13 protein-coding genes are annotated in these 24,750 nt (G+C 36.4%); 5 read left to right on the top strand and 8 right to left on the bottom strand.

The annotated features are described in order from the left end of the window. Positions 1 to 148 precede the first annotated feature (148 nt). Positions 149 to 760 carry an RNA polymerase sigma factor gene (locus AC6CH4_RS12175; protein ID WP_498103345.1) on the bottom strand — a complete coding sequence of 204 codons (612 nt, stop codon included), beginning with the start codon at positions 758 to 760 and terminating at the stop codon, positions 149 to 151. Between the two features lie 410 nt (positions 761 to 1,170). Here AC6CH4_RS12175 and AC6CH4_RS12170 point away from each other — a divergent pair, with 410 nt between their 5' ends. Genes AC6CH4_RS12170 through AC6CH4_RS12155 form a run of 4 tightly spaced genes read left to right on the top strand, consistent with a single transcriptional unit; the run spans position 1,171 to position 10,993 of the window. Then, positions 1,171 to 1,749 (top strand): phage tail protein, encoded by a 579-nt coding sequence (locus AC6CH4_RS12170; protein WP_498103344.1) that lies wholly within the window; start codon positions 1,171 to 1,173, stop codon positions 1,747 to 1,749. Positions 1,750 to 1,804: 55 nt separating this feature from the next. Further along, positions 1,805 to 2,941 carry an ABC transporter substrate-binding protein gene (locus tag AC6CH4_RS12165; protein WP_498103343.1) on the top strand — a complete coding sequence of 379 codons (1,137 nt, stop codon included), beginning with the start codon at positions 1,805 to 1,807 and terminating at the stop codon, positions 2,939 to 2,941. A gap of 15 nt (positions 2,942 to 2,956) precedes the next feature. Continuing rightward, the gene (locus AC6CH4_RS12160; protein ID WP_498103342.1) at positions 2,957 to 10,093 is read left to right on the top strand and encodes a T9SS type A sorting domain-containing protein; all 7,137 of its coding nucleotides are present in this window, start codon (positions 2,957 to 2,959) and stop codon (positions 10,091 to 10,093) included. A 51-nt stretch (positions 10,094 to 10,144) separates the two neighbouring features. Further along, complete coding sequence (locus AC6CH4_RS12155; protein WP_498103341.1) at positions 10,145 to 10,993, top strand: outer membrane beta-barrel protein; 849 nt, start codon at positions 10,145 to 10,147, stop codon at positions 10,991 to 10,993. A gap of 111 nt (positions 10,994 to 11,104) precedes the next feature. On the opposite strand, the gene AC6CH4_RS12150 is transcribed toward AC6CH4_RS12155, so the two are convergent. The 7 genes from AC6CH4_RS12150 to AC6CH4_RS12120 all read right to left on the bottom strand — a co-directional run bounded on the left by AC6CH4_RS12150 (position 11,105) and on the right by AC6CH4_RS12120 (position 22,486). Then, entirely contained in the window at positions 11,105 to 12,736 is a 1,632-nt protein-coding gene (locus tag AC6CH4_RS12150) for a beta-N-acetylhexosaminidase (protein ID WP_498103340.1), read from the bottom strand. Positions 12,737 to 12,988: 252 nt separating this feature from the next. Further along, the gene (locus tag AC6CH4_RS12145; RefSeq protein ID WP_498103338.1) at positions 12,989 to 13,843 is read right to left on the bottom strand and encodes a fumarylacetoacetate hydrolase family protein; all 855 of its coding nucleotides are present in this window, start codon (positions 13,841 to 13,843) and stop codon (positions 12,989 to 12,991) included. A gap of 156 nt (positions 13,844 to 13,999) precedes the next feature. Further along, the gene (locus AC6CH4_RS12140; protein WP_498103336.1) at positions 14,000 to 14,764 is read right to left on the bottom strand and encodes an SDR family NAD(P)-dependent oxidoreductase; all 765 of its coding nucleotides are present in this window, start codon (positions 14,762 to 14,764) and stop codon (positions 14,000 to 14,002) included. Between the two features lie 24 nt (positions 14,765 to 14,788). After that, positions 14,789 to 16,408 (bottom strand): UxaA family hydrolase, encoded by a 1,620-nt coding sequence (locus AC6CH4_RS12135; protein ID WP_498103334.1) that lies wholly within the window; start codon positions 16,406 to 16,408, stop codon positions 14,789 to 14,791. 53 nt (positions 16,409 to 16,461) lie between these two features. Further along, positions 16,462 to 17,751 (bottom strand): L-fucose:H+ symporter permease, encoded by a 1,290-nt coding sequence (fucP, locus tag AC6CH4_RS12130; protein WP_498103332.1) that lies wholly within the window; start codon positions 17,749 to 17,751, stop codon positions 16,462 to 16,464. Positions 17,752 to 17,960: 209 nt separating this feature from the next. Beyond that, on the bottom strand, positions 17,961 to 20,219 hold the full coding sequence (locus AC6CH4_RS12125; protein ID WP_498103330.1) for a GH92 family glycosyl hydrolase: 2,259 nt from the start codon (positions 20,217 to 20,219) through the stop codon (positions 17,961 to 17,963). Between the two features lie 83 nt (positions 20,220 to 20,302). Beyond that, complete coding sequence (locus AC6CH4_RS12120; RefSeq protein ID WP_498103328.1) at positions 20,303 to 22,486, bottom strand: glycoside hydrolase family 3 N-terminal domain-containing protein; 2,184 nt, start codon at positions 22,484 to 22,486, stop codon at positions 20,303 to 20,305. Positions 22,487 to 22,914: 428 nt separating this feature from the next. Here AC6CH4_RS12120 and AC6CH4_RS12115 point away from each other — a divergent pair, with 428 nt between their 5' ends. Next, the gene (locus tag AC6CH4_RS12115) at positions 22,915 to 24,588 is read left to right on the top strand and encodes a GLPGLI family protein (protein ID WP_498103326.1); all 1,674 of its coding nucleotides are present in this window, start codon (positions 22,915 to 22,917) and stop codon (positions 24,586 to 24,588) included. The last annotated feature ends 162 nt before the right edge of the window (positions 24,589 to 24,750 follow it).

The raw sequence follows: 24,750 nt of genomic DNA, 5'->3' as shown, positions 1-24,750 counted from the left end.
TTTTAACATTTAAGACCTAAAATATCAGAAAAAACTCAAACATTCTTTAGGTTAGGATGTCATTGAATTGAATAAAATTATGTCTGAAAAAAATAGACTTAGGATTTAAATTATTATTCAAAGACGATTAATAAGAAGAAGGAAAATATTATAAACCGGATTCGTTTTTAAAAAAAGCTGATAACATTAATTCAACAAATAAAAGTGAGACAAATACATCTTCCTGACTTACGGCGGATCGAATTATTTGTAAAGCTTTTGCTTTTTGATTTAAAACAGTTTGTGGGCTAAGTCCCATTTCTTCAGCAATTGCAGCGGTACTTTTTCCTTCAATAAAAATAGCCTTAAAAACTTGCTTACATTGCTTTGGCAAACTTTCTATTTCTGCATAAATGGCCTGCAAAACTTTAGCTGTAAGTAGTTCTTGTTCTATTAAATTTTCGTCAATATCTGCTATAAAAGAAATTTGATCATTGGATTTTTGTTGTTGCTTCTCTTTTCTTAAAAAGTCGATACAAGCATTTTTAGAAGCGGTAAAAAGAAAAGATTTTATTTCCTGCAGACTATCAAAGTCATTTTTTTTATGGAGCAATTTTAAGAATATTTCAGTAGAAATATCTTCAGCTTCCTGCATTTGATGAACTATTTTTTGATTAAAATAACAAAGGGGGCGGTAATGAATCTCATACAATTTACGAACAGCGATTTCATCACCGTTTCTAAATCTTTCGACAAGATTTATATCCTCTTCTACTTTCAAAATTTGATTTTTAGATAGTTAACTTAAAGTCAAAATCAAAAATAAACAAATTTTGATAAGTAGCAAGTTTGTTGGCTAAAAATCAATTGTTTTCTTTTCCTAAGTCATTATTTTTTGATTTAAAAAAACAATTGTTTTTCATTCTATAAAGTTTAGAAATACAAACTACTTCATGCAGAATCTATTTTTTTATCCCAATAAATTTCAAAAAAGTTAAGTAAATAAGGCATTAAAAAGAGAAAAAAACTAATTGACAAACAAAATCAGGTATAAATACCTATTATTAAGACACTTATATAAATTAATTTAGCATTGTATTAAAAAACTGTCATAATGTATTTTGTAATAAAAATATAACAGATAGTAAAATAAACAATAAGTAATTAACTAACCAATTAAACAAAAAAATTATGGAACCACTTTTAGGAACAATTTTGGCATTTGGATTTAATTTTGCACCACGAGGCTGGCTACTGTGCTATGGACAACTTTTGTCAATAGCACAAAATAGTGCGCTTTTTTCATTACTTGGAACAACATATGGGGGTGATGGCGTAACTACATTTGCTTTACCTGATTTAAGAGGAAGAGCTCTTGTCGGTCAGGGGCAAGGACCAGGATTAAGTAATATCTATATGGGTCAAATATCCGGTACTGAAAACACTTCACTATTAATAACCAACATGCCTTCGCATGCACATCCTCTTGTTGCTGGTCAGGCTAATGTTTCTACAGTTGCTAATGCATTAAGCGGAGGTACAATAACCAATGAGACTGACGGTGGAAATAATTCTTTTGCAGCAGGTAACGCTGTTCCTAATATTTATAGTGAACCAGGAGGTACAAATAACCTAATTGGTGGTATAGCTTCGACTATCAGTGGTATTACTGGTGTAGCTGGAGGCAATCAGCCCTTTAGTATCCGAAATCCGTATCTGGGTATAAACTACAGCATCGCTACAGAAGGAGTTTTCCCTTCCAGAAATTAATACTATAAAAAATGAAACAGAGGCAATTATGCCTCTGTTTTTTTAATCTCATTTTATGGACACTACTATTAAAATAGGAATTCTAATTCCAAAATCACAGCAATACCCAACGTTAGACAGAGATTTTATGAGAGGTTTAAAACTTAATAATCTCAATGTCAAATTTTATGTGGAAAGTATTGGTATTGGTGCAGATGAGAAAATGATAATTGATAAAATACAAAAATTAAATTTCCAGGAGGATATATCTATTATGATCGGTCTTTTTGGGCATAATAATATATCCGAAGTTTACAACTATACTTCAAAAAATGACATTCTGTTACTTGTAGCAGATACCGGGGCAACAATGCCATACGAAACGTCTGCGTACAAAGGTGTTTATATTAATTCTTTTGGACTAACGGAATCGTGTTATCATTTGGGCACTTATCTGACAGCTAAGAACTATCAAAAAATTGTAACCTCAACTTCGTTTTATGATTCAGGTTACGGCATGTTAGCAGCAGTTGAATATGCTTTTAAAGAAAAATCAATGTTTTCAGGTCATTATATTACTCCTTTTGTACCAAGAGAGAATGAATCAGCACACATGGATCAATTTATTAATTCGCATGAGCCTGATGCTGTTTTTGCTTTCTATAGTGGTTTATATGCAGAAGAAAATGCAGATTTTATATTCCAAAATAAAATTACTAAAAAGTACCCGTTTTATGTTACTCCGTTTTTTATCACTGATAAAATTTTAGAAGAATATAAAAATGAGCCTCATGAACTTTATGTCATAAGCTCATGGATGCAAAATGATACAGATGATATAGATTTTACTAATGAGTATAATAACAAATACTCAGAGAACCCGTCAGTCTTTTCTATTTTGGGTTATGAAAATGGGCTGATATTAAATAATATTATTCTTAATGCAAAGAATAATATCAGTATAAGTTCTTTAATTGAAGAAATGGAAAAATTAAATATATCCGGTCCCAGAGGAAATATTGAATTTCATAAGGATACAAATAGAACAATGTTTAATCATTATATGTATAAATTAAACTTTGATTCTAATAACAATATAAGCTTTAAGAGAATAAAAACATTCGTAAATGACGGACATTTTATTAAGGCTTTTACTTCGTCCACAAAACCTGAAAAGGCAAGTGGCTGGCAGAATGCTTATTTATGTCATTAAACAAAATTATATGTTATGAAAAGAAAATTACACTTATTTATCATGCTTTTGTGTGCCTTTTTTGTGCAGCAAAATGTAAAATCACAAACTACCCTGGCAGCAGGTGATATAGCTTTTATTGGCTATCAGACGGCAGGTTCAGATGGTTTTTCTTTTATTACTCTTAAAGCTATGAATACAGGAACGCTCCTGTATTTAACTGAAAGAGGATGGGGTAACGGAACCTGGATTTCAGGTAGTACTGAACCACATTTATTATGGACGGTACCGGCATTTACACCCGCAGGGACTATAGTATCAATTGTTGAAACCGCAACAGCAGATACTTTCACAGTAACAGGAACAACTCAGGCTTCGGTCACAATAGCGTTAGGAACAAGCTTTAATTTATCTGGTGGTGACCAGATGTTGGCCTATCAATCTTCTACGGGTCCTCAACCTGCATCGCCTACATTTATTGCAGGTGTACATGCAGATTATAATCTTGGTGACTATGATACAACTACCAAATGGAATACAACTGCAGCAACTGGAGGAAATTCAAGCTCTTTGCCTCCGGGTTTAACTAATGGAGTAAATTGTGTTTCGTTATTTCCGGGAGTTGCAGAAGTTGCTAATAGCAAATATTCAGGCACATTAACAGGCACTGTCGCCGCTTTATTAGCCAGCATAAATAATTATGCAAACTGGTCACATAATGCAACTACTGATTTAGGGATAACTCCTTCAGGTTATGCTACACCAGCAGTATCTACTACAGTAGTCGCAACTGTTATTACTGCTACAGCTACAAGTGTTAAAGCTGTTTCGGCAGTAATGGGTGGTAACGTAAGTGCAGATGGTGGTGACGCAACTGTACAAAGAGGGATTGTTTGGGCTACAACAGCAACTCCAACCATTGCTAACAATAAAGTTCAAAATGGAACAGGAACAGGAACATTTAGCGCCACAATTACTGGTCTTCCTTCTTCAACAACGATTTATTACAGGGCCTATACCACTAATAGCGCCGGTACAAGTTATGGTACCGAATTAACATTCAATACAGGGGCAGGTTTAGGTACTTCGTCAACCCCACAAACCAATGTAAGCTGCAATGGTGGAAATAATGGTACAGCTGCCGTTGTTGTAACAGGCGGAACAACACCGTATAGCTATTCGTGGGCACCATCAGGAGGAACTGCAGCAACGGCATCTTCTCTTACTGCCGGATCCTATACAGTAACTATTACTGATGGGGAGTCAACTCAAATTACGAGAAACTTTACAATAACAGAACCTCCGGTACTTACCGGAACTCCTTCTACGACTGCAGTCTCCTGTTTTGGAGGCGCTAATGGTACCGCTTCTATTGTAGCATCTGGTGGAAATCCCGGATATACTTATTCATGGGCACCATCTGGCGGAACAGCAGCAACAGCAACAGGACTTACTGCAGGAACTTATAGTGTAACTATTACGGATGCCAATTCCTGCACAAAAACAATAACTGGTATTGTAGTCGGAGGACCAACAGCTACCCTTGACGGAACTCCAAGTGTAACAAATGTTTCCTGCTTGGGAGGCTCAAATGGAGTAGCAACAATTGCTCCAACAGGCGGAACTCCCGGATATACTTATTTATGGAATACCGGAGAAACAACAGCAACTATTTCAGGACTTGTAGCAGGAACTTATACCGTATTAATTACTGATGCTAATTTATGTCAAAAAACAGTAACAGGTATTATAGTTGGAGAGCCTCCAACGGCTGTAACAGCAACGTCTTCTACAACTGCAGTCTCCTGTTTTGGGGGAACTAACGGAACAGCTACTGTTTCTGCAACCGGAGGAACTCCCGGATATACCTATTCGTGGGCACCATCTGGTGGTACAGGAGCTGCAGCAACAGGACTTGCGGCAGGAACTTATAGTGTAACAGTTACAGATGGTAATTTGTGTACATTTACTATAAATAGCATTATTGTAGGACAACCTGCGAGTGCTCTTACCGGAACTCCAAGTACTACCTCCGTTTCTTGTAATGGAGGATCTAACGGGACTGCGAGCGTAATTGCATCTGGAGGAACATCAGGATATACTTATTTATGGTCTAACGGAGCTACAACAGCTACTGCTTCGGGACTTTCAGCTGGTACTTATAGTGTAACTATCACAGACGCTAATTCATGTACAGCAACTATAAATAATATTATAGTAGGGCAATCTACAGTTATCATTGCCAATCCATCACAAATAAATGTAACCTGCAATGGAGGTAGTAACGGTTCTGCAACAGTTACTCCTTCTGGAGGAAGCGGATCCTATACTTATCTTTGGTCTAATGGCACAACGACAGCAACTGCATCTGGTTTAGTACAAGGAAATTATACGGTAACAATAAGTGATACTAATCTTTGTTCTATCACGCAAAACTTCATCATTACAGAACCTACTCTATTAGTGGCATCACAAGGAACTATAAACAATGTAAGTTGTAACGGAGGCGCAAATGGTACGGCTACTGTTGTGACTGCCGGAGGAACTGGGCCATATACTTATTCATGGGCACCAACTGGTGGTACCGGAGCAACGGCTTCAGGACTTTCTGCAGGAACTTATACTGTAACTGTTACAGATAATAAATTATGTCAAACTACTCAAAGCTTTACGATTACCGAGCCTGCAGCACTTTCTGTTACAAGTTCGCAAACTGATATATTGTGTAATGGAGCGACAACAGGATCTGCAACTGTAAACGTAACAGGCGGAACCGGTGCTTATACTTATTCCTGGTCGCCATCTGGAGGAACAGCTGCTACAGCAACCGGACTTACCGCAGGAACGTATAACGTTACTATTAAAGACGCTAATTTATGTCAGACAACCAAAACTTTTACTATAAGCCAACCTGGTACATTAATAGCGACACCAGCAGCACAAACTAATATATTATGTCGCGGAAATGCTACAGGATCTGCAACGGTAAATGTAACAGGCGGAACGGGTGCTTACACCTACTCATGGGCACCATCGGGGGGTACTGCAGCTACAGCTACAGGATTAACAGCTGGAACTTATGTTGTCACTGTTAAAGATGTTAACTTATGCCAAACAACACAAAGTTTTACTATTACACAACCAGCAGCAATTCTTTCTGCAACTACAGCATCAGCCGGTGTTAGCTGTTTTGGAGGAGCAAATGGTACAGCTTCTGTAACAGCATCCGGGGGAACGTCCGGATATACTTATTTATGGGCGCCTTCAGGGGGTAGTACAGCTACTGCTTCAGGATTGTCAGCAGGAAATTACACCTGCACTATTACAGATGCTAACGGATGTACATTGATTAAAAATATTACTGTAAATACACCGGCAGTACTTTCAACTACAACTTCTAAAACTAATGTATCTTGTAATGGAGGTACTAATGGTTCAGCTACTGTAAATGTATCAGGAGGAACATTTGGTTATACTTACATATGGTCGCCATCTGGGGGAACAGCTGCTACTGCAACGGGACTTGCAGCGGGAACTTATACGGTTACTGTTTCAGATGCTAACTTTTGCCAAACTACAGCAACTGTTACTATAAACCAACCAGCTGCATTATCAGCAATGACATTTAAAACCGATGTGCTTTGTAATGGAGGAGCTAGCGGAACAGCTTCTGTTATTGTTTCAGGAGGAACACCAGGATATACCTATGTATGGTCACCTTCTGGAGGAGCAGCTTCTACTGCAACAGGATTAGCAGCTGGAAGCTACACTTGTACAATTACTGATGCAAATGGCTGCACACTTACTAAAAATTTCACCATTAATCAACCTGCAGTATTATCAGCTACAACATCTCAGGCAAATGCAACTTGTGTGGCTGGAGGTCAGGCAAATGTTACACCATCAGGAGGAACAGCACCTTATAATTATTCATGGTCACCTTCCGGAGGAACAGCTGCTACAGCAACAGGTTTACTGGCAGGAAATTATAATTGCTTAATTACTGATTATAATGGTTGTACAATATCTAAAAATTTCACAATTACTACAACTAATACATTAACTGCTACTACTTCCCAAACTAATGTTTTATGTAATGGATCAAATACAGGAACAGCAACGGTAGTACCTGCCGGTGCTCCAGGGCCTTTTACTTATGTATGGGCACCTAGTGGCGGAACAGCGGCAACAGCAACCGGACTTACTTCCGGCAATTATAGTGTAACCATAACTTCTTCCAACGGCTGTTCAATCGTAAAAAACTTTACAATTACACAACCTAATGCAATAGTAGTTATACCTTCACAAACTAATATAACTTGTAATGGAGGAACTAATGGATCTGCAGCTGTTTCTGTAACAGGCGGAACCGGAGCCTATACTTACTCGTGGGCTCCATCAGGTGGTACTGCTGCAACCGCTACCGGATTGAGTGCAGGTACATACACTGTAACCATTACAGATGCCAACTTATGTCAAAAAATACAAAGTTTTACCATCACAGAACCGGCCGTCCTTACTGCTTCAACTACTGCAACAAATGTTACTTGTAACGGGGCAAATAATGGAACAGCAAGTGTAAACGTAACCGGTGGAACTGGCACTTATACGTATGTATGGTCACCTTCAGGTGGAAATACTGCTACAGCAAGTGGATTAGCTCCGGGTAACTATAGTGTTTTAATTACAGATGCAAATAGTTGTAGTATTACCAAAAACTTTACGATTACTGAACCTGCTTTATTAATCGCTTCTGTAGGAGGTCAGACTAACATTTCCTGCAACGGAGCAAATAATGGATCAGCAACGGTAAATGTTACAGGTGGAACCGGAGTATATACTTATGCATGGTTACCTTCAGGAGGAACTGCGGCCACAGCTTCCGGACTTTCAGCAGGAACTTACACAGTAACCATAACAGATGCCAACAGTTGTACTGCAACACAAAGTTTCGTTATAACACAACCAATTCAATTAACTGCTTCTGTTGGAACGCAAACCAACATTTTTTGTAACGGAGGAAGTAACGGATCAGCAACGGTAAATGTTACAGGCGGAACCAGTGCATATACTTACGCATGGTCTCCATCAGGCGGAAGTGCAGCTACAGCTTCTGGTCTTTCAGCAGGAACTTACACTGTAACGGTAACGGATGCTAACAGTTGTACTGCAACTCAAAGTTTTGTAATAACAGAACCAAGCGTATTAAATGTCTCTAGTGGAGCGCAAACGAATGTTTCATGTAACGGAGGAAGCAATGGAGCTGCAACGGTAAATGTTACAGGTGGTACCGGAACCTATTCATATGTATGGTCACCTTCTGGAGGAACCGCCGCTACAGCTTCCGGACTTTCAGCAGGAACTTACACAGTAACGGTAACAGATGCTAACAACTGTACTGCTACACAAAGCTTCAATATAACTGAGCCTAATGCATTGGCTGCTAGTATAGCAACTCAAACTAATATTTCTTGTAATCGATTAAGTGATGGAGCTACAACTATCAATGTAACAGGCGGTGTTACTCCTTACACCTATTTATGGTCTAATGGTAGTACAACAAAAGACATCAGTGGTTTGGCAGCAGGTAATTACACATTAACAATTACTGACGCTAATAATTGTTCTGTTACACAATCTGTAACCCTAATTACAATTCCGGATGTGACTGCACCAGTTCCTAATTTAGCAAGTCTTCCGGAGATCACTAATTATTGTTCTGTTCTATCATCTCAAATTCCTATTCCAACTGCAACAGATAATTGTGCAGGAATCATAAATGGTATAACCTCAAATCCTTTAAATTATACAACTGAAGGTAGTTATACTATTATATGGAGTTTTAACGATGGAAATGGTAATGTTTCAACGCAGAATCAAACGATTAAAGTTTTAGCTTCTCCTGTAAATCAGGTTACGTTCAGTAGTGCTGAATATACTTTTGATGGCAATCTTCATACGTTACAAGTGACTAATCTTCCTGTGGGATCAAGCGTAGCCTATACGACTAATCCATCAACAGGAACGTTAAACGGAGCTATTAACGCCGGCGTTTATGTGGTTACAGCGACAGTCACTCCGTCAGCGGCTACACCAAATTGCTCACCGGTAATTTTAACTGCAAATCTTACTATTAAAAAAGCAGCACAACAAATTACATTTGGAACTTTAGCCCCAAGAATTCTTGGAACTAACAACAACTTTAATTTGCAGGCAACTACTAATTCAGGTTTACCAGTACGTTTTACTTTTACATACACCTCTGCCCTTCCGCCGGCTAATGTTTCCAGCACTGGTTTAGTTAGTATGTTAAGATCCGGAGAATTATTAATTACGGCTCATCAGGATGGTAATAATAATTATCTTCCGGCAGCAAATGTTTCGCAACTTTTGGTAATTAAAAACAATGATATAACGGTTCAAAATATTACTATTGGTAACAAAGTTTATACTAATCCTGCTAAAGATATTACCTATGTAATGTCATGCGGTGAAAACAGTCCTAATGTCGCTATTGTAAATCAGACAAATGCTACTATTACACCGTCTGCCAGTTTTACAATTGCTACTCCTAAAGCAGGGATTTATACCCAAAACGTAACTATCACTTCGCAAGATGGAACTGCAACGGCCAATTATACTATTAAAGTAGAAAAGCCATTTTCATTCTATGATATTGTGAAGCAGAAGTTTAATAATGTCCTACTTGTAAACAACAATCCTCAGACAAATGGTGGCTATGAATTTGTTTCGTACCAATGGTTTAAAAATGGACAATTAGTAGGAACTGATCAATATTATTCTGCCGGAAATGAATCAAATTCTGTATTAGATACTTCAGCACTATATAGTGTAAAAATGACTACTAAAGACGGAAAAGTACTTCAAACATGCGACACTACTATTGTATTGCAAAATTCTTTACAAGCGAAACTGTATCCTAACCCAATTGAAGCGGGAAAGGTCATAACAATAGAAGCTGACTTTCCTGAAGAAGAATTACAAAACATGCAGGTAACACTTTTCTCTGTTTCTGGTAAATTGATTAAAACAGTTCAGTCATCTACTGCCAAAACTGAAATACAATTACCTGAAATAACAGAGAGCAATATGTATCTTGTTGTTCTTGAATCCGGTAACATAAAAAAATCATTCAAAGTAATTGTAAAATAAATAATCTGCCAGTCCTAGATGAAAATAGTACTGGTATAATTTAACTTTAAGATGAAAAAAAATATAAACAACTCTATAAAATCATTGACTATAGTGGCACTTTTAATTATGTACCTGAATAGTTATGGTCAGGATAAAAAACAGGAACTATCCCTATCCTTAGGTGGTCCGTTTTCCTATTTGGATTATTTGTCTGCAGGAGAAGTAGTTCACGGGAATGGGTTTAGTGCCGGCCTTCGTTATTCTTATTATCTAAATGAAACGATTAGCATTGGTATTGGTGTAGAATATCAAACCTATAGCGCTGATTCTAAGTCACAATATATTTATGGGCAATATATGACCACAGATGCTGAAAGCGAATCTTTTCAGTTTCGATACAGAGCTACTAATTTGAGAGAAGAGCAAAACTTAGGATATATTAATATCCCGATTGGCATTCAGTATGAAACGCCCGGAACCTCACAATTATATCTTGCCGCGGGAGCTAAAATTGGATTTGCAGTAAACGGAACATATGAAACAAAAATCCAAAATCTGACTACAAGTGGCTATTATCCGCAGTATAATGTTGAATTATTTGCTCCTGCATTTGCCGGGTTTGCAAGTACCGACAATATCAAAACAAATAAACAAGATCTTGATACTGATGTATCCTATTCTGCTACTTTTGAAACCGGTTTAAAACAAAAGATCGGAGCAAGAAGTTCCATTTATATTGGCCTGTATTTAGATTATGGATTAAATAATATTTATGATAAACCTGAAAATAAAAATCTGATTCAATACAATCCAGAGCTACCAGTACAGTTAGGTTACAATTCTATCTTTGATTCTTCACTTGCTTCTGATTTGACATTGGTATCTTATGGAATCAAGTTAAGATATGCTTTGCGTTAATTAAAAAATAAAAATTGCATTAACTTAAATTACTTTTAGATGTAAACAAAAAAACGAGGAACTATAAATTCCTCGTTTTTTTTATATATTTTTCTATTTTCTGATGACCTATTACTCTTTGAAATAATTTGCTCCCCAAATAGTATATCGTTTTTTCATGGTTTCAATTTTTGTTTGAAACTCTGGCCAGTTTTTGTTTTCTTTTGAAGACCATAATACTTCACTCAGAGCACTCAAACGAGGAAAAATCATGTACTCTACTTTAGCCGGATTGGCCATATATTCTGTCCATACATTTCCCTGAGCTCCTAAAACATATTTTGCCTGTTGTTCGTTTAATTCTTTCGGAATTGGCTCATAACCGTAAACTGTTTCTATTGGCAAATAACCGCCAATAGTCACTTCCTTTTCATTTTTAGTTTGAGAATGATCCAAATAAACATGGCTTCCTGGTGTCATAATAACCTGGTGATTTTCTTTTGCAGCTGCAATTCCGCCTTCTTCGCCTCTCCAGCTCATTACCACGGCGTTTGGAGCAAGACCTCCTTCTAATATTTCATCCCAGCCAATTAGCGTTCTTCCTTTTCCATTAATATATTTTTCCATACGCTGAATAAAATAACTCTGAAGACCGTGCTCATCCTTCAACCCTTTTTCTTTTATTAATTGCTGACAAAATTCACTTCTTTTCCAGGCATCTTTAGGCGCTTCATCACCTCCAACATGAATGTATTTTGAAGGAAATAAGACAATAACTTCATCGATAACATCCTGCAAAAATTTAAATGTATATTCACTTGGAACATAAACATCCGAATGAACTCCCCACGTTTCCTGAACAATTTTATTTCTTCCATTTGCCATTTCCTGCTTGCTTTTAGCTGAAATCATATTATCAGGAAGTTGTGTTTTCTCGTTAGGAAAACAGCTTAACTCCGGATAAGCAGCAATTGCAGCACTGCCATGTCCTGGCATTTCAATTTCCGGAATTACCGTAATAAACCGGTCTGATGCATATTTTACAATATCTTTTACTTCTTCCTGAGTATAAAAACCTCCCTCTGGTGTGTTATCGCTCCCTTTACCGGGATAACTACCAATAATACTTCCGTTTCTCTTAGAGCCGATTTCGGTAAGTTTAGGATATTTTTTTATTTCAATTCTCCATCCCTGATCTTCCGTAAGATGCCAATGAAAATAATTCATTTTATGTAAAGCCAGATAATCAATGTATTTCTTTACAAAGGCAACTGGAAAATAATGACGACCAACGTCCAACATTGCTCCTCTGTATTCAAAACGAGGTTCGTCTTTCACCTCTACAGCTGCAATTGCAAGACTTTTACTTTTTTCAACAGGCAGTAATTGAATTAAGGTCTGCATTCCGTAGAAAGTTCCTATGGCAGCATTTCCGTTTATTTCAACACCATTTTTATCTGATTTAAAAGTATAACCTTCGCTTTTAAGTCCTTCAATATTTTTTTGACTCGTTAACCTGATATAATTTTTAGTTGCCTTTTTAGCAATAGGCAATACAAAACCATAATAATTAGATAAATAGCCATTTAGAAAAGCAGCCGTAGCATTATCTTCTTTATTAGTAACAACCAAACTTGTTTGTGAAGTAATCACAAAACTCCCTGTATTTCTCACAACTTTTACAGGCTGTGGAATTATATTTACTTCCTGCGCAAACGACAATGTCGTGCATAAAAGAAGTGAAAAGAAAAATGACTTAACCATGTTTATTATTTAATTAAATTATCATTAAAACTAAAAAAACCCTGGTGTGTACGATAACACCTTAAATACAATTTACAATAAATTTACCCAATAAATAAAAACATAGATTTTTGACAAAAAAATAAAAAGAAATCCATTTCTTGAAAAAAATTAGCTTTGCGTATTTTAAACAAGTGAAATGCCTTTTTTGAAAGTTTAAAAACCTATGTTTCTATTTGACACAATTAATTTCACCCAACGGGTTATATTAATCTATTTTGTATAGGCTATCGCAGTTTGTTTACTAGAACCCAAACCTTCAATTCCTAATTCTACAACATCTCCGGCCTTAAGGTAAATTGGTTCTGGCTTAATTCCCAGACCAACTCCAGGAGGCGTTCCTGTACTGATGATATCACCAGGAAGCAACGTCATGAACTGACTTAAATAATGCACCAAAAATGGAATCTTGAAAACTAAATTTAGCGTATTGCTATCCTGATATTTTTTTCCATTTACAGTCAGCCACATTGATAAATTGTCAACATCTTTTACTTCATCTTTTGTAGCCAAAAAGGGTCCAAGAGGTGCGAATGTATCGCTTCCTTTTCCTTTTGCCCATTGTCCGCCACGCTCAATTTGAAACGCTCTTTCACTGTAATCATTCAATAAGGCGTAACCCGCAACATAATCCAAAGCTTCTGCTTCTTCTACATAACTTGCTTTTTTACCAACCACAAAAGCCAACTCTACTTCCCAGTCTGTTTTTTCACTGTTTTTTGGGATGATCAGATTGTCATTTGGTCCGCATAAAGACGTTGTTGATTTAAAAAAGATGATTGGTTCTGTTGGAATTGGCGCTCCAGTTTCTTTGCAATGATCTACATAATTCAATCCGATACAAATTATTTTTGAAGGTCTCGCCACCGGAGATCCTAAACGTACATTTGCATTCACTTCCGGTAAAGTTGGATTACTGTCTAATGCTTTTTGCAATTTCTCCAAACCATTTTCTTCAAAAAAACTTTCGTTAAAGTCTGTTACAATTGACGAAACATCATATCTTTTTTCACCAATTAAAACTCCTGGTTTTTCTTTTCCTATTTCTCCAAAACGTATTAATTTCATTTCTTTTAAGTTTCTAAGTTACTAAGATTCTGAGATACTAAGTTTTTTCCTTAGTAACTTGAAACTTTAGCAACTTTATTAATTAATTATTTGACACTAAGTTTCTAAGTTTTTTTTTGCTTAGAGTCTCAGAATCTTAGGGTCTTAGCAACTTTGCTAGTTATTTAATTTGATAAATCCTCCGTCGATTGGGTAATCGCAACCGGTAATAAATCCGGCTTCGTCGCTGCATAGGTATAAGGCTAATGCTGCGATTTCATCTGGTTTTCCCATTCTTCCTATTGGTTGAGATTGGGATAATTTTTCGAACATTTCTTCTTCTTTTCCTGCATAATTTTTCGAAATAAAACCATCCACAAATGGCGTATGAACCCTTGCAGGAGAAATAGAATTACAACGGATGTTTTCTTTTATATAATCTTTTGCAACTGATAAAGTCATGGCCATCACCGCACCTTTTGCAGTTGAATAAGCAAATCGGTCCGGAATTCCAACCCATGCCGCAATTGACGCCATGTTGATAATGACACCGCCATTTGAAAGTCGGAATTGTGGAATTGCAGCAAACAAACAGTTATACACTCCTTTTACATTTACATCCATAACACGATCAAAATCTGCTACTGGTGTAGTATCTACTTTTCCAACATGTGCGATTCCGGCGTTATTGATCAAAATATTGATGTTCCCTATTTTTTCGAATGTTGCTGAAACCTCTTCCTGGTTGGCTACATTACAGGCATGCGAAAATACTTTTCCGCCATTTGCCTGTATTTCCTCAACAGCTGTCCTTGCACTTTCTTCTGTTAATTCAATAATATGAACTTCAGCTCCTTGTTTTGCAAATAAAACCGAAATAGCTTTACCGATTCCGCTACCGCCACCGGTAACAACCGCTTTTTTATTTTGTAATGAAAACATGTGTTTTTATTTTAAAATTTAAAATTATAGAGAAACTCCTCGTTTCCACGGAATAAAATCATCCTGGTTTAATAAAACTGCCTTTGGAATAATTTCACCACTTGCTGCTTTAATACAATACTCCAAAATATCTTCACCCATTTCCTCAATAGACTTTTCACCGCTTATAATCGGACCACAATCGATATCGATAATATCACTCATTTTTTGAGCCAAAATAGAATTTGTAGCCACCTTAATAACAGGACAAACCGGATTACCTGTTGGAGTTCCTAATCCTGTTGTAAACAATATTAAGGTTGCTCCAGCTGCCGCTTTACCAGTGGTTGCCTCCACGTCATTTCCTGGTGTACAAACCAAACTTAAACCTGCTTTTGTTGCCGGTTCCGTATAATCTAATACATCAACTACTGGCGCTGTTCCGCCTTTTTTAGCTGCTCCGGCACTTTTAATTGCATCTGTTATTAATCCGTCTTTGATATTTCCCGGCGATGGATTCATATGAAATCCCGAACCTACTTTATGTGCTAAAGCATCATAAGATTGCATTAAATCAATGAATTTTTTAGCAACTGGTTCTGATATACAACGATCAATTAAGTTTTGTTCGACTCCACATAATTCAGGGAATTCGGCCAATAATACTTTACCACCCAAAGCCACCACCAAATCTGAAGTATAACCCACAGCCGGATTAGCAGAAACTCCGCTAAAACCATCACTTCCTCCACATTTAACACCTAAACATAATTCGCTTAATGGTGCCGGAACTCTTTCTTGATTGTTTACTTCAATTAATCCTTCAAATGTTTTTTTAATGGCATCAGCAATTAATTGTTCTTCACTTTTGGATTGTTGTTGCTCAAAAATAAAGATCGGTTTATCAAAAGAAGGATTCTGCTTTTTTACATCATTTGTAAAATCCTGTACTTGCAAATGTTGGCATCCTAAACTCAGTACTGTAATTCCTGCCACATTTGGATGATTCGCATATGAAGCCAATAAGGCACTCAAGGTCGCTGAATCCTGACGCGTGCCTCCGCAACCACCCTGATGATTTAGAAATTTAATTCCGTCTACGTTTTTAAAAACCTTATTCGCATTATGATCCGGCGTCAATTGTACATCAATTGCCTCCAGACTTTCTCCTTTTTTATAGGCTTCAAGTAAATGATGCGTATATTGAGTGTATTTATCACTTACTGAATATCCTAATTCATTATGTAAGGCTTCACGTATGACATCGAGATTTCGGTTCTCGCAAAATACAGTTGGAACAAATAACCAATAATTGGCAGTTCCATAACGGCCGTCATTTCTTTTATATCCTTTAAAAGTCCTGTCTTTATACTTTGAAACATCTGGTGCCTGCCATTTAAAATCAACATCACGATACTGATAAGGTTCTGCAGCATGTTTAAGATTTTCTGTTGTCATCAGACTGCCTTTTGCAACCTCATTTTGTACTTTCCCAACCAAAACACCATACATAATTATTTCAGCTCCTTCTTTGAAATCACTGGTATAAAATTTATGTTTTGCCTTAATTGCATCCTTCAGCATATAAGTCTCTTTTTCAAAAACCACACTTTCTCCTTTTGCCAAATCCGTTAAGGCTACGAGTACATTATCTTCCGGGTGCATTTTTATCACCAGCCTTTTAACTCCGTTTTCTAACATATTATATAAAATAGATTTTATGCTTTATTTGTTTTATGTCCGTTAAATGCGAACAATAGTATTACTGAGAAACAAATCAGGGGAACTACATAACCATTCTGAATACTTCCTGTAGCATCTGATATGAATCCTAAAACCGGAGGCAGTAAGGCTCCCCCAACTATTGACATTACTATTAATGAAGATCCAATTTTTGTGTTATGCCCGAGTCCGTCAATTCCCATTGAAAAAATCGTAGGAAACATAATGCTCATAAAAAATGCAATCGCTATTAAAGTATAGACCACTAACATTCCCGTTCCGATTATAGCTACTACTGATAATAGTATAGTGATGATCGAATAAATGATCAATAATTTTCTTGGTTGAATGTATTGCATGAAAAATGTCCCTGCGAAACGACCTAACATAAATGCCAGACCATAAAAACCTAAAAATTTAGCTGCGATATCTTCATCTAAACCTGCCGAAGTTGTCGCCATTTTGATAAAAAAACTTCCCACACAAACCTGTGCTCCAACATAAAAGAATTGTGCTAAAATTCCCCAACGCAAACGCATTGATTTCAAGGCTCCGGCAAAACTCGCTCCGTCTGCTCCTTCTTTATCTTCATCTTTCACATCGGGCATATTGGTAAAATAAAATACCACCGCTACTGCCAGAATAATCAATCCTAAAATCAAATAAGGCATTTTTACACTTGCCGCTTCTTCTAAAATATGAGCGTGTAGTGCTACGGGGGCCATAGCATCTAATTCAGCCTGAGTTACGTTTTTTCCGGATAGGATCATTGGCCCAATGTATGCTGGAGCAATAAAAGCCGCCAATCCGTTAAACGATTGTGAAAAATTCAATCTTTTGGTTGCTGTTTCAGATGGTCCTAAAATAGTTACATAAGGATTCGCTGCTGTTTCCAAAAACGTAAGTCCACAGGCGATAACAAACAAAGCACCCAGGAAATAAATATATTGTAGAGAATTGGCAGCAGGAACAAACAATATTGAACCAATACCAAACAGCACTAATCCGATCATTATACCCGATTTATACCCGTATTTTCTCATGATATAACCAGCAGGCAAAGCCATCACAAAATAGGCAATGAAAACAGAAGAATCGATTAAAGAAGATTCTAAGTCTGTTAGATTAAATGCTTTTCTCAGATGCGGAATAAGTATTGGATCTAAATTGTGTACAAATCCCCAGAAAAAAAATAAACTGGTTACCAATATAAAAGGAAACAGCCACTTTTTATTTTCTTTGGAACCTAAATCTTTTTCAACATCTATCTGAGTTATTAATGCCATATGTTTTTTATTAAATTCATACATTTTTAGGAATATAAAAATATAATACCTGAACTATAATAATTAATTCAATATTACCCTTGTTTAATTAGTAATTATCTTTTTCCCCTAAAATTAGAACAAAAAAAATGTGCTTACAAAAAGTCCGGAGAAACATTTCTATTCTTAATAAATAAAAACATCTTTCCGGACCCACTCTTTAAAAAAAATTATTCTGCAGAATAAGGTCGGTCTTTAGCAGCAACTCCCCAGGTTTTTGAAGGCTTTTCTCCCATAGTAAAAATCAATTCCCCACCCTTCATAATGTCCGAATGAAGTAAATAACTTTTGGTATAGGCTTTTCCGTTTAAAGTTGCTTTTTGAATGTAGATGTTTTTTGGACTGTTGTTGAAAGCTTTCACAGTAAAACTTTTTCCATCAGACAAATTCAATACCGACTCATCCATAGTTGGACTTCCGATAACGTAAATTCCGTTGAATGGATTTACAGAATACATTCCCAAAGTGCTCCAAACATACCAGGCCGACATTTGTCCCACATCTTCGTTTCCGCACAAACCATCTGGTTTATCACTATATAGATTATCAACGATATAGCGTACTTTCTCAGCTGTTTTCCAGGGCTGTCCTACGAAATTATACAGATAGGTAATATGATGACTTGGTTCGTTTCCGTGCGCATATTGCCCAATCAAGCCTGTAATATCACTTGAAGCTTCATCTCCCATGTCGCCTTTAGCGGTAAACAAGTTATCCAGTTTTTTCGTAAAAGATTTTTCTCCTCCCAACATCGCAATCAGTCCTTCAACATCATGAGGCACTAACCAGGTGTATTGCCAGGCATTTCCTTCGGCAAAATCATCTTTCATATGTGCCGATTTAAAGGGATCGAAAGGAGTTCTCCATTGTGTATCGCTTACTTTTCCACGTACAAAAGTGGTTGAAGCATCATAATATTTTTTATAGGCTTTTGAGCGATTGAAGAAATAATTATAATCTTCCGTTTTGCTCATTTTTTTAGCCATCATGGCAATTGCACCATCAGAGATTGCATATTCCATTCCGATCGCTACTGATTCTTTCAGACCATCTGCCGGAATGTATCCTATTTTTTTGACAAAATTCAATCCGCGATCGTCCTGCATAGCGGTTGCTTTTACTGCTTCGAAGGCCAATTCCCCATCAATTCCTTTGATTCCTTTTAAATACGCATCAGCAACAATCTGAATGGCGCTGTTTCCAGGCATACAATAGGTTTCATTCCCCATCAAATGCCAAACCGGAAGATGCCCCGATTCCTGGTAAATCGCCAACATCGTATTGACCATATCCGAAACTTTCTCTGTTTGTGTCAAGGTGAACAAAGGGTTTGCACCTCGATAAGTATCCCACAGCGAAAAGGTAGTCAAATTGGTAAATCCAGCGGCTTTATGAACCTGTTTATCGGATCCATAATAATCGCCATTACTGTCATTGTAAATTGAAGGCGCGATCATAGTATGATATAAAGCAGTGTAGAACGTTTTCAGTTTGGTAACATCATTTGATTTTACCGAAATTTTATTCAGCTCTTTATTCCACTTTTCATCAGCCTGACTTGCTACTTTTTCAAAGTCCCATCCTGCGATTTCTTTTTTAATGTTCATCAAAGCATTATCCATGCTTACTGCCGAAATTCCTACTTTAATTTTAATAACTTCATCTTTTGAAGTTGAAAATTGAATCACTGCTTTAGCGCTGTCTCCCAAAACAACCTTATTGATCATTTCTTTTGTACTGTTGTACAATTGGATTTTCTTTGCCGGTTTTGACAAAATTGCCGCAAAATAAATTCGTTGGTCATTTGCCCAGCCCTTAGAAAAACGATAACCTTCAATCAAAGTATCATTTTTTACACGGATGTAAGTATCTACAGCTTTATCCCACCCAATTCCTTCAACCAAATCTAAAATAATATGTGATTTGTCTGAAGCCGGAAAAGTATATTTTTGAAAACCCACTCTTTCAGAAGCGGTCATTTCAGCTTTGATTCCGTTTTTCTTCAAAATAACCGAATAATATCCTGGTTTTGCTATTTCATCTTTATGATCAAAACGGGAGATATAGCCGTTTTCCATGTCTTTGGCGGTTCCTTTTTTCAAGTTGATTTTACCAACCGCTGGCATAAAAAGAAAATCTCCAAGATCACCAATTCCGGTTCCGCTTAAATGTGTATGTGAAAATCCGATAATAGTTGGATCGGAATAATGATAACCCGAGCACCAATCCCAACCTTGTGAAATATTAACAGGTCCCAACTGAACTGCTCCAAAAGGCACATTTGCTCCCATAAAAACATGTCCGTGAAATCCCGTCCCAATAAAAGGATCGACATATTGGGTTAAATTTTGCTTAGAAGTCTGACTGTACATTTGTAACGTACAAACCCCTAAAATTGCAAAAAATACTGATTTAAAATTTTTATTCATTTTTCTTCTGTTATTTTATAAAAAAAGCAAAGCGATAAAATCTTGCCTCTTGCCTCTTTATTCTATTCTCTATTTTCTATTCTCTATTTCCCAATTTCAAAACTCGTTTCCAACATCACATCTCTCGAGTTCGAACCAATTTTCACTTTATATTGCCCTTCGTAAATTTTAAACTGTTTTTTAGTATCATCCCATTTTTGAAGTTCTGACAATGGAATTTCCAAAGTAATTGTTTTAGAATCTCCCTTAGAAATTGATACTCTTTTAAAAACCTTCAATTCTTTTAATGGCATTCGGTCTATATTTGGATATTCAATATAAACCTGAGCTACTTCATCAGCATCATAATTTCCGGTGTTTTCAATTTTGATTTGCATTGAAATTTTATCTGAAGATGTTTTAATATTTCCCGGTTTTTGAATCCAGTTGTATCCAAAAGTCGTGTAGCTTAATCCAAAACCAAAAGGATATTGTACTTCCTTATCGAAATAACGATAAGTTCGGCCTGCCATCGCATAGCTGTTGTAATCTGGTAAATCACTAAAAGATTTGTAAAAACTAACTGGTAAATGTCCTGACGGAGATACTTTACCAAAAAGAAGATTCGCCAAAGCGGTTCCGCCCTGTTCTCCAGAATACCAGGCAAAAACGATAGCATCAACATAAGGTTCAATTGCCGAAATATCAACAGCACTACCACCGGTAATTACAGCTACAAGAGGTGTTTTGGTTCCTTTTCGAAGTGCTTTAATGTAGGCAATATGAGAAGCCGGTAAGTCCATGTTTTTTCTGTCACCTTTTCCGTCAGCCAAAAAAGCATCGCCTTCTTCACCTTCATAAACCGGTGTAAAACCAATTACGGCAATCGTCAAATCGGCCATAGAAGCAGCCCAAACTCCTCCAAAATTGGTTGTATCTGTAAAGTCGCAACCCATATCGTATTCTATACGAGTATCAGGATCGACAGCTCCGGCAATTCCTTCCACAAAATTTACCGCTTTATCTGTAATTCCGTGATAGTTCCCTAATAGAGCATCCAAAGAAGCAGCATTTGGCCCTACTACCATGAGCGATTTATAATCCTCTTTTTTCAGAGGCAGTAACTTTGTTTTCCTCTCGCCTACTTCTCCGTTTTTCAACAAAACCATACTTTGCTCTGCCATTTTTCGGCTGAGGTTTCGGTGATAAGAATTCGCTATACTATCTATACCATATTTTCGATACGGATTATCTTCCGGTTTGTCATAGAAACCTAATTTGAACTGCGTGCGCAAAGTTGGAGCCAATGCATTATCAATATCTTTTGTAGTAATCAATTTCTGACTTAAGGCATTGATAGCATCTTTTTGTAACAATCCGCTGCAATCCATATTCACGCCTCTTTTTATTGCTTCTGCAGCAACAGCTACACTATTTGGCAATGTTTTATGGCCTTCGTAGATATCCTGTAATGCCCAACAATCAGTTACTACATGTCCGCCGAATTTCCATTCTTTTCGAAGAATATCCTGAAGTAATGTTTTTCCTGTACAGCAAGGTTCAGAATTCACACGATTGTAGGCGCACATTACTGTTTCAACCTTAGCATCAACCAGCTTTTTAAAAGCATATAAATAGGTTTCTCTCAGATCTTTTTCATCTACAATAACATTAATAGAATGTCTTGTTTTTTCAGGCCCGCTATGTACGGCAAAATGTTTGGCACAAGCTGCTGTTTTCATGTATTTTGGATCTGTTCCCTGCAATCCTTTAATATAAGCTGTTCCCATTTTTCCGGTCAGAAAAGGATCTTCTCCATAGGTTTCCTGTCCTCTTCCCCAACGCGGATCTCTAAAAATATTGATGTTTGGCGACCAAAAGTTCAGTCCCATATATTGCAAACGACGGTCCTTGGCAACCGCCATATTGTTCTTTGCTCTGGCTTCTGTAGAAATTGAGTTTGCTACTTCATTTAATAAATCATCATTAAAAGAAGCTGCCATTCCGATAGCCTGCGGAAAAACAGTCGCTTTACCCGCTCTCGCTACTCCGTGTAAAGATTCATTCCACCAGTTGTATTGCGGAATATCCAATCGCTTAATTGCTTTGCTTTCAAATCCTAACAAGGAAATTTTCTCTTCAGTAGTCAATTGTTTCAATAAATCTTCTACTCTTTTATCAATTGATAAATTCTGATTTTTATAAGGAAATGCTTTTTGCTGGCCTTGCAACATACTTACGCCGAAACAAAAAATCATTATTAAACTGTAGCCTTTTAAATAATTCATTATTGTATTTTAATTATGTTAATACTAAAACAACGATAACGCTTGAAAATAAACGTTTTATATAATATACAAAAAAAGCATTCTACTGTATTTTCTGCTAAATTTATATTCTTTTAGAAATTGAAAGATATAGGGACTTCCATTTATATATTAATTCAATATTATCTTTGTTTAATCAATTTTTGCCTTTTGATAAAACAAAACAGTGTTATTTCCTGTTACAATTCAAAAATTTTTATCTTAGCTTTTAGGAAAAAATCAACTCGGATCATAATCTCTATTTTTTAAACCTATAATACTAGAACACAATAGAATCAGAATTTTATTCGTTTTTTGTTAAATCGATTTAGTAAAATAACGAAACCTCTTTTAATTTACCAAAATAACCGTCAGTTTTTATTCAGGGAGCTGATCAACAAAACCATAACATGAAGAAAACTTTATTCACATTCTTTGCTCTTTCCCTAATCCATTTATCTTTTGCTCAAAAAACAAACAGCGCCATTAAAGTTACTTACCAAAGAAGTTATAACGGAAAAGTAATTCCCAATCAGGATCCTTTGTTTTTATACACTTCTAAAGATTTGAGTTTGACTACAACAGATAAAATAATGCAACAAAAAGCAGACCTTCCGTTTGAGCAGACTTTTGTTGATTTCAAGACCAAAACCATTTTGCAATTGGCACAGCTCAAAACCAACAAATTGATTCTCAATCGGGATAGTGAAGCTTTGGGAAAACAAAAATTTGAATTCACAGCTGAAACCAAAAAGATTCTCAATTTCAATTGCAAAAAAGCGATAGCCATTGTGAATTCAAACAAAATTGAAATTTGGTACACGAATGAATTGGGACTAAAAGGCGGACCAGCTGTTTTGGGACAAGATTTAGGTTTGGTTTTGGAAACTAACCGTAACGGAAATAGTATTGTTACAGCTACCAAAATTGAGAATTTAAAAGCAGTTCCGGCAATTCTTTCAATTCCAACGGTTCTCGAAGTTGACCAATTGACCTATAAAGATTTATTGTGGAAAAGTCGTTTTGTGAATATTTCTGTTTTTAACAAAGAGCAAATTCATTTTGTAAATGATGCAAAATCGAATGACAGTATCTTTAGATATGCTAGCGGAACGGTAATTGTTAGAAAGGTAAAATTCCCGGAAATAAAAAAAGGAAGTTCTATTTATGTGGATGTGACCCAACAATCGAATGGTGATGCTTATGACAGAACTGGCTCAGTTTTTATGATTCCAATGGATAAAAAAAGTTCGTTTTTGGACGGACTAAAAAACGGAGTTAAAACATTACCGGTTTATGAAAATGGAAATGGTAAACAATATCAGGGTGTTGTGGCAACAGACGACTATACTCCTTTGTTGGAACTGATGCGCTTTTTTACTCCTTTTGGCGTGAAACATTTTAACTATTTACAATTAAAAAATAAGGTTTGGCAGGATAGCGTTTTCTATCGTCAGGACATTTCATTATTACAGCCAAAACTGAATAATCAGGAAGTATATATCGGAATGTTTATTGGAAATTATGATGCGGGTGGACATAAAGCAAGTTTAAACATTACGATTCACCAAGGCGAAGATAATAATCCAAAAGGCGATTTTATTTTACCCCTTTTCAATACATTAAACGTAATGGAAATGGCCGGACAGGAATATGCCACCATGTTTGATAACGAAAAAGGACTGGAAATGACTTTTGATATTCCCCAGGGATATAAAAATTTCAAATTGAGTTATACCACCACGGGCCATGGAGGCTGGGAAAATGGAGATGAATTTTTACAAAAAAAGAACACAATTTTTATTGATGGCAAAGAAGTTTTTGGATTCACACCGTGGCGGACTGATTGTGGTTCTTACCGATTGAGCAATCCGGCTTCGGGAAATTTTGGCAACGGATTATCATCTTCTGATGAAAGTCGTTCTAACTGGTGTCCGGGAACCACTACCAATCCAAATTTAATTGATTTAGGAAATCTTTTACCTGGAAAGCATACTATTCGTGTATCCATTCCACTTGGAAAACCTGAAGGAACTAGCAGCAGCGCGTGGAATGTTTCCGGATTTTTGATTGGAGAAAGGTAATTGATAATTAAATTTAGATAATATCGACTTACTGACTATGCTAAAGTCTTTATACATTTAAATTTCGGAAAACGTAAATTAATTAAGCGCAATGAATTATGACTTTTGTTAAATCTATCGTCATCATTCTAAATCCTTATTTAGTTTTTGATTTTTCATTAT

It is taken from the genome of Flavobacterium sp. GQ95 (assembly GCF_059758655.1).
Note: the sequence above shows the minus strand (reverse complement) of the source record. Positions and strands in the feature narration are given on the sequence as shown.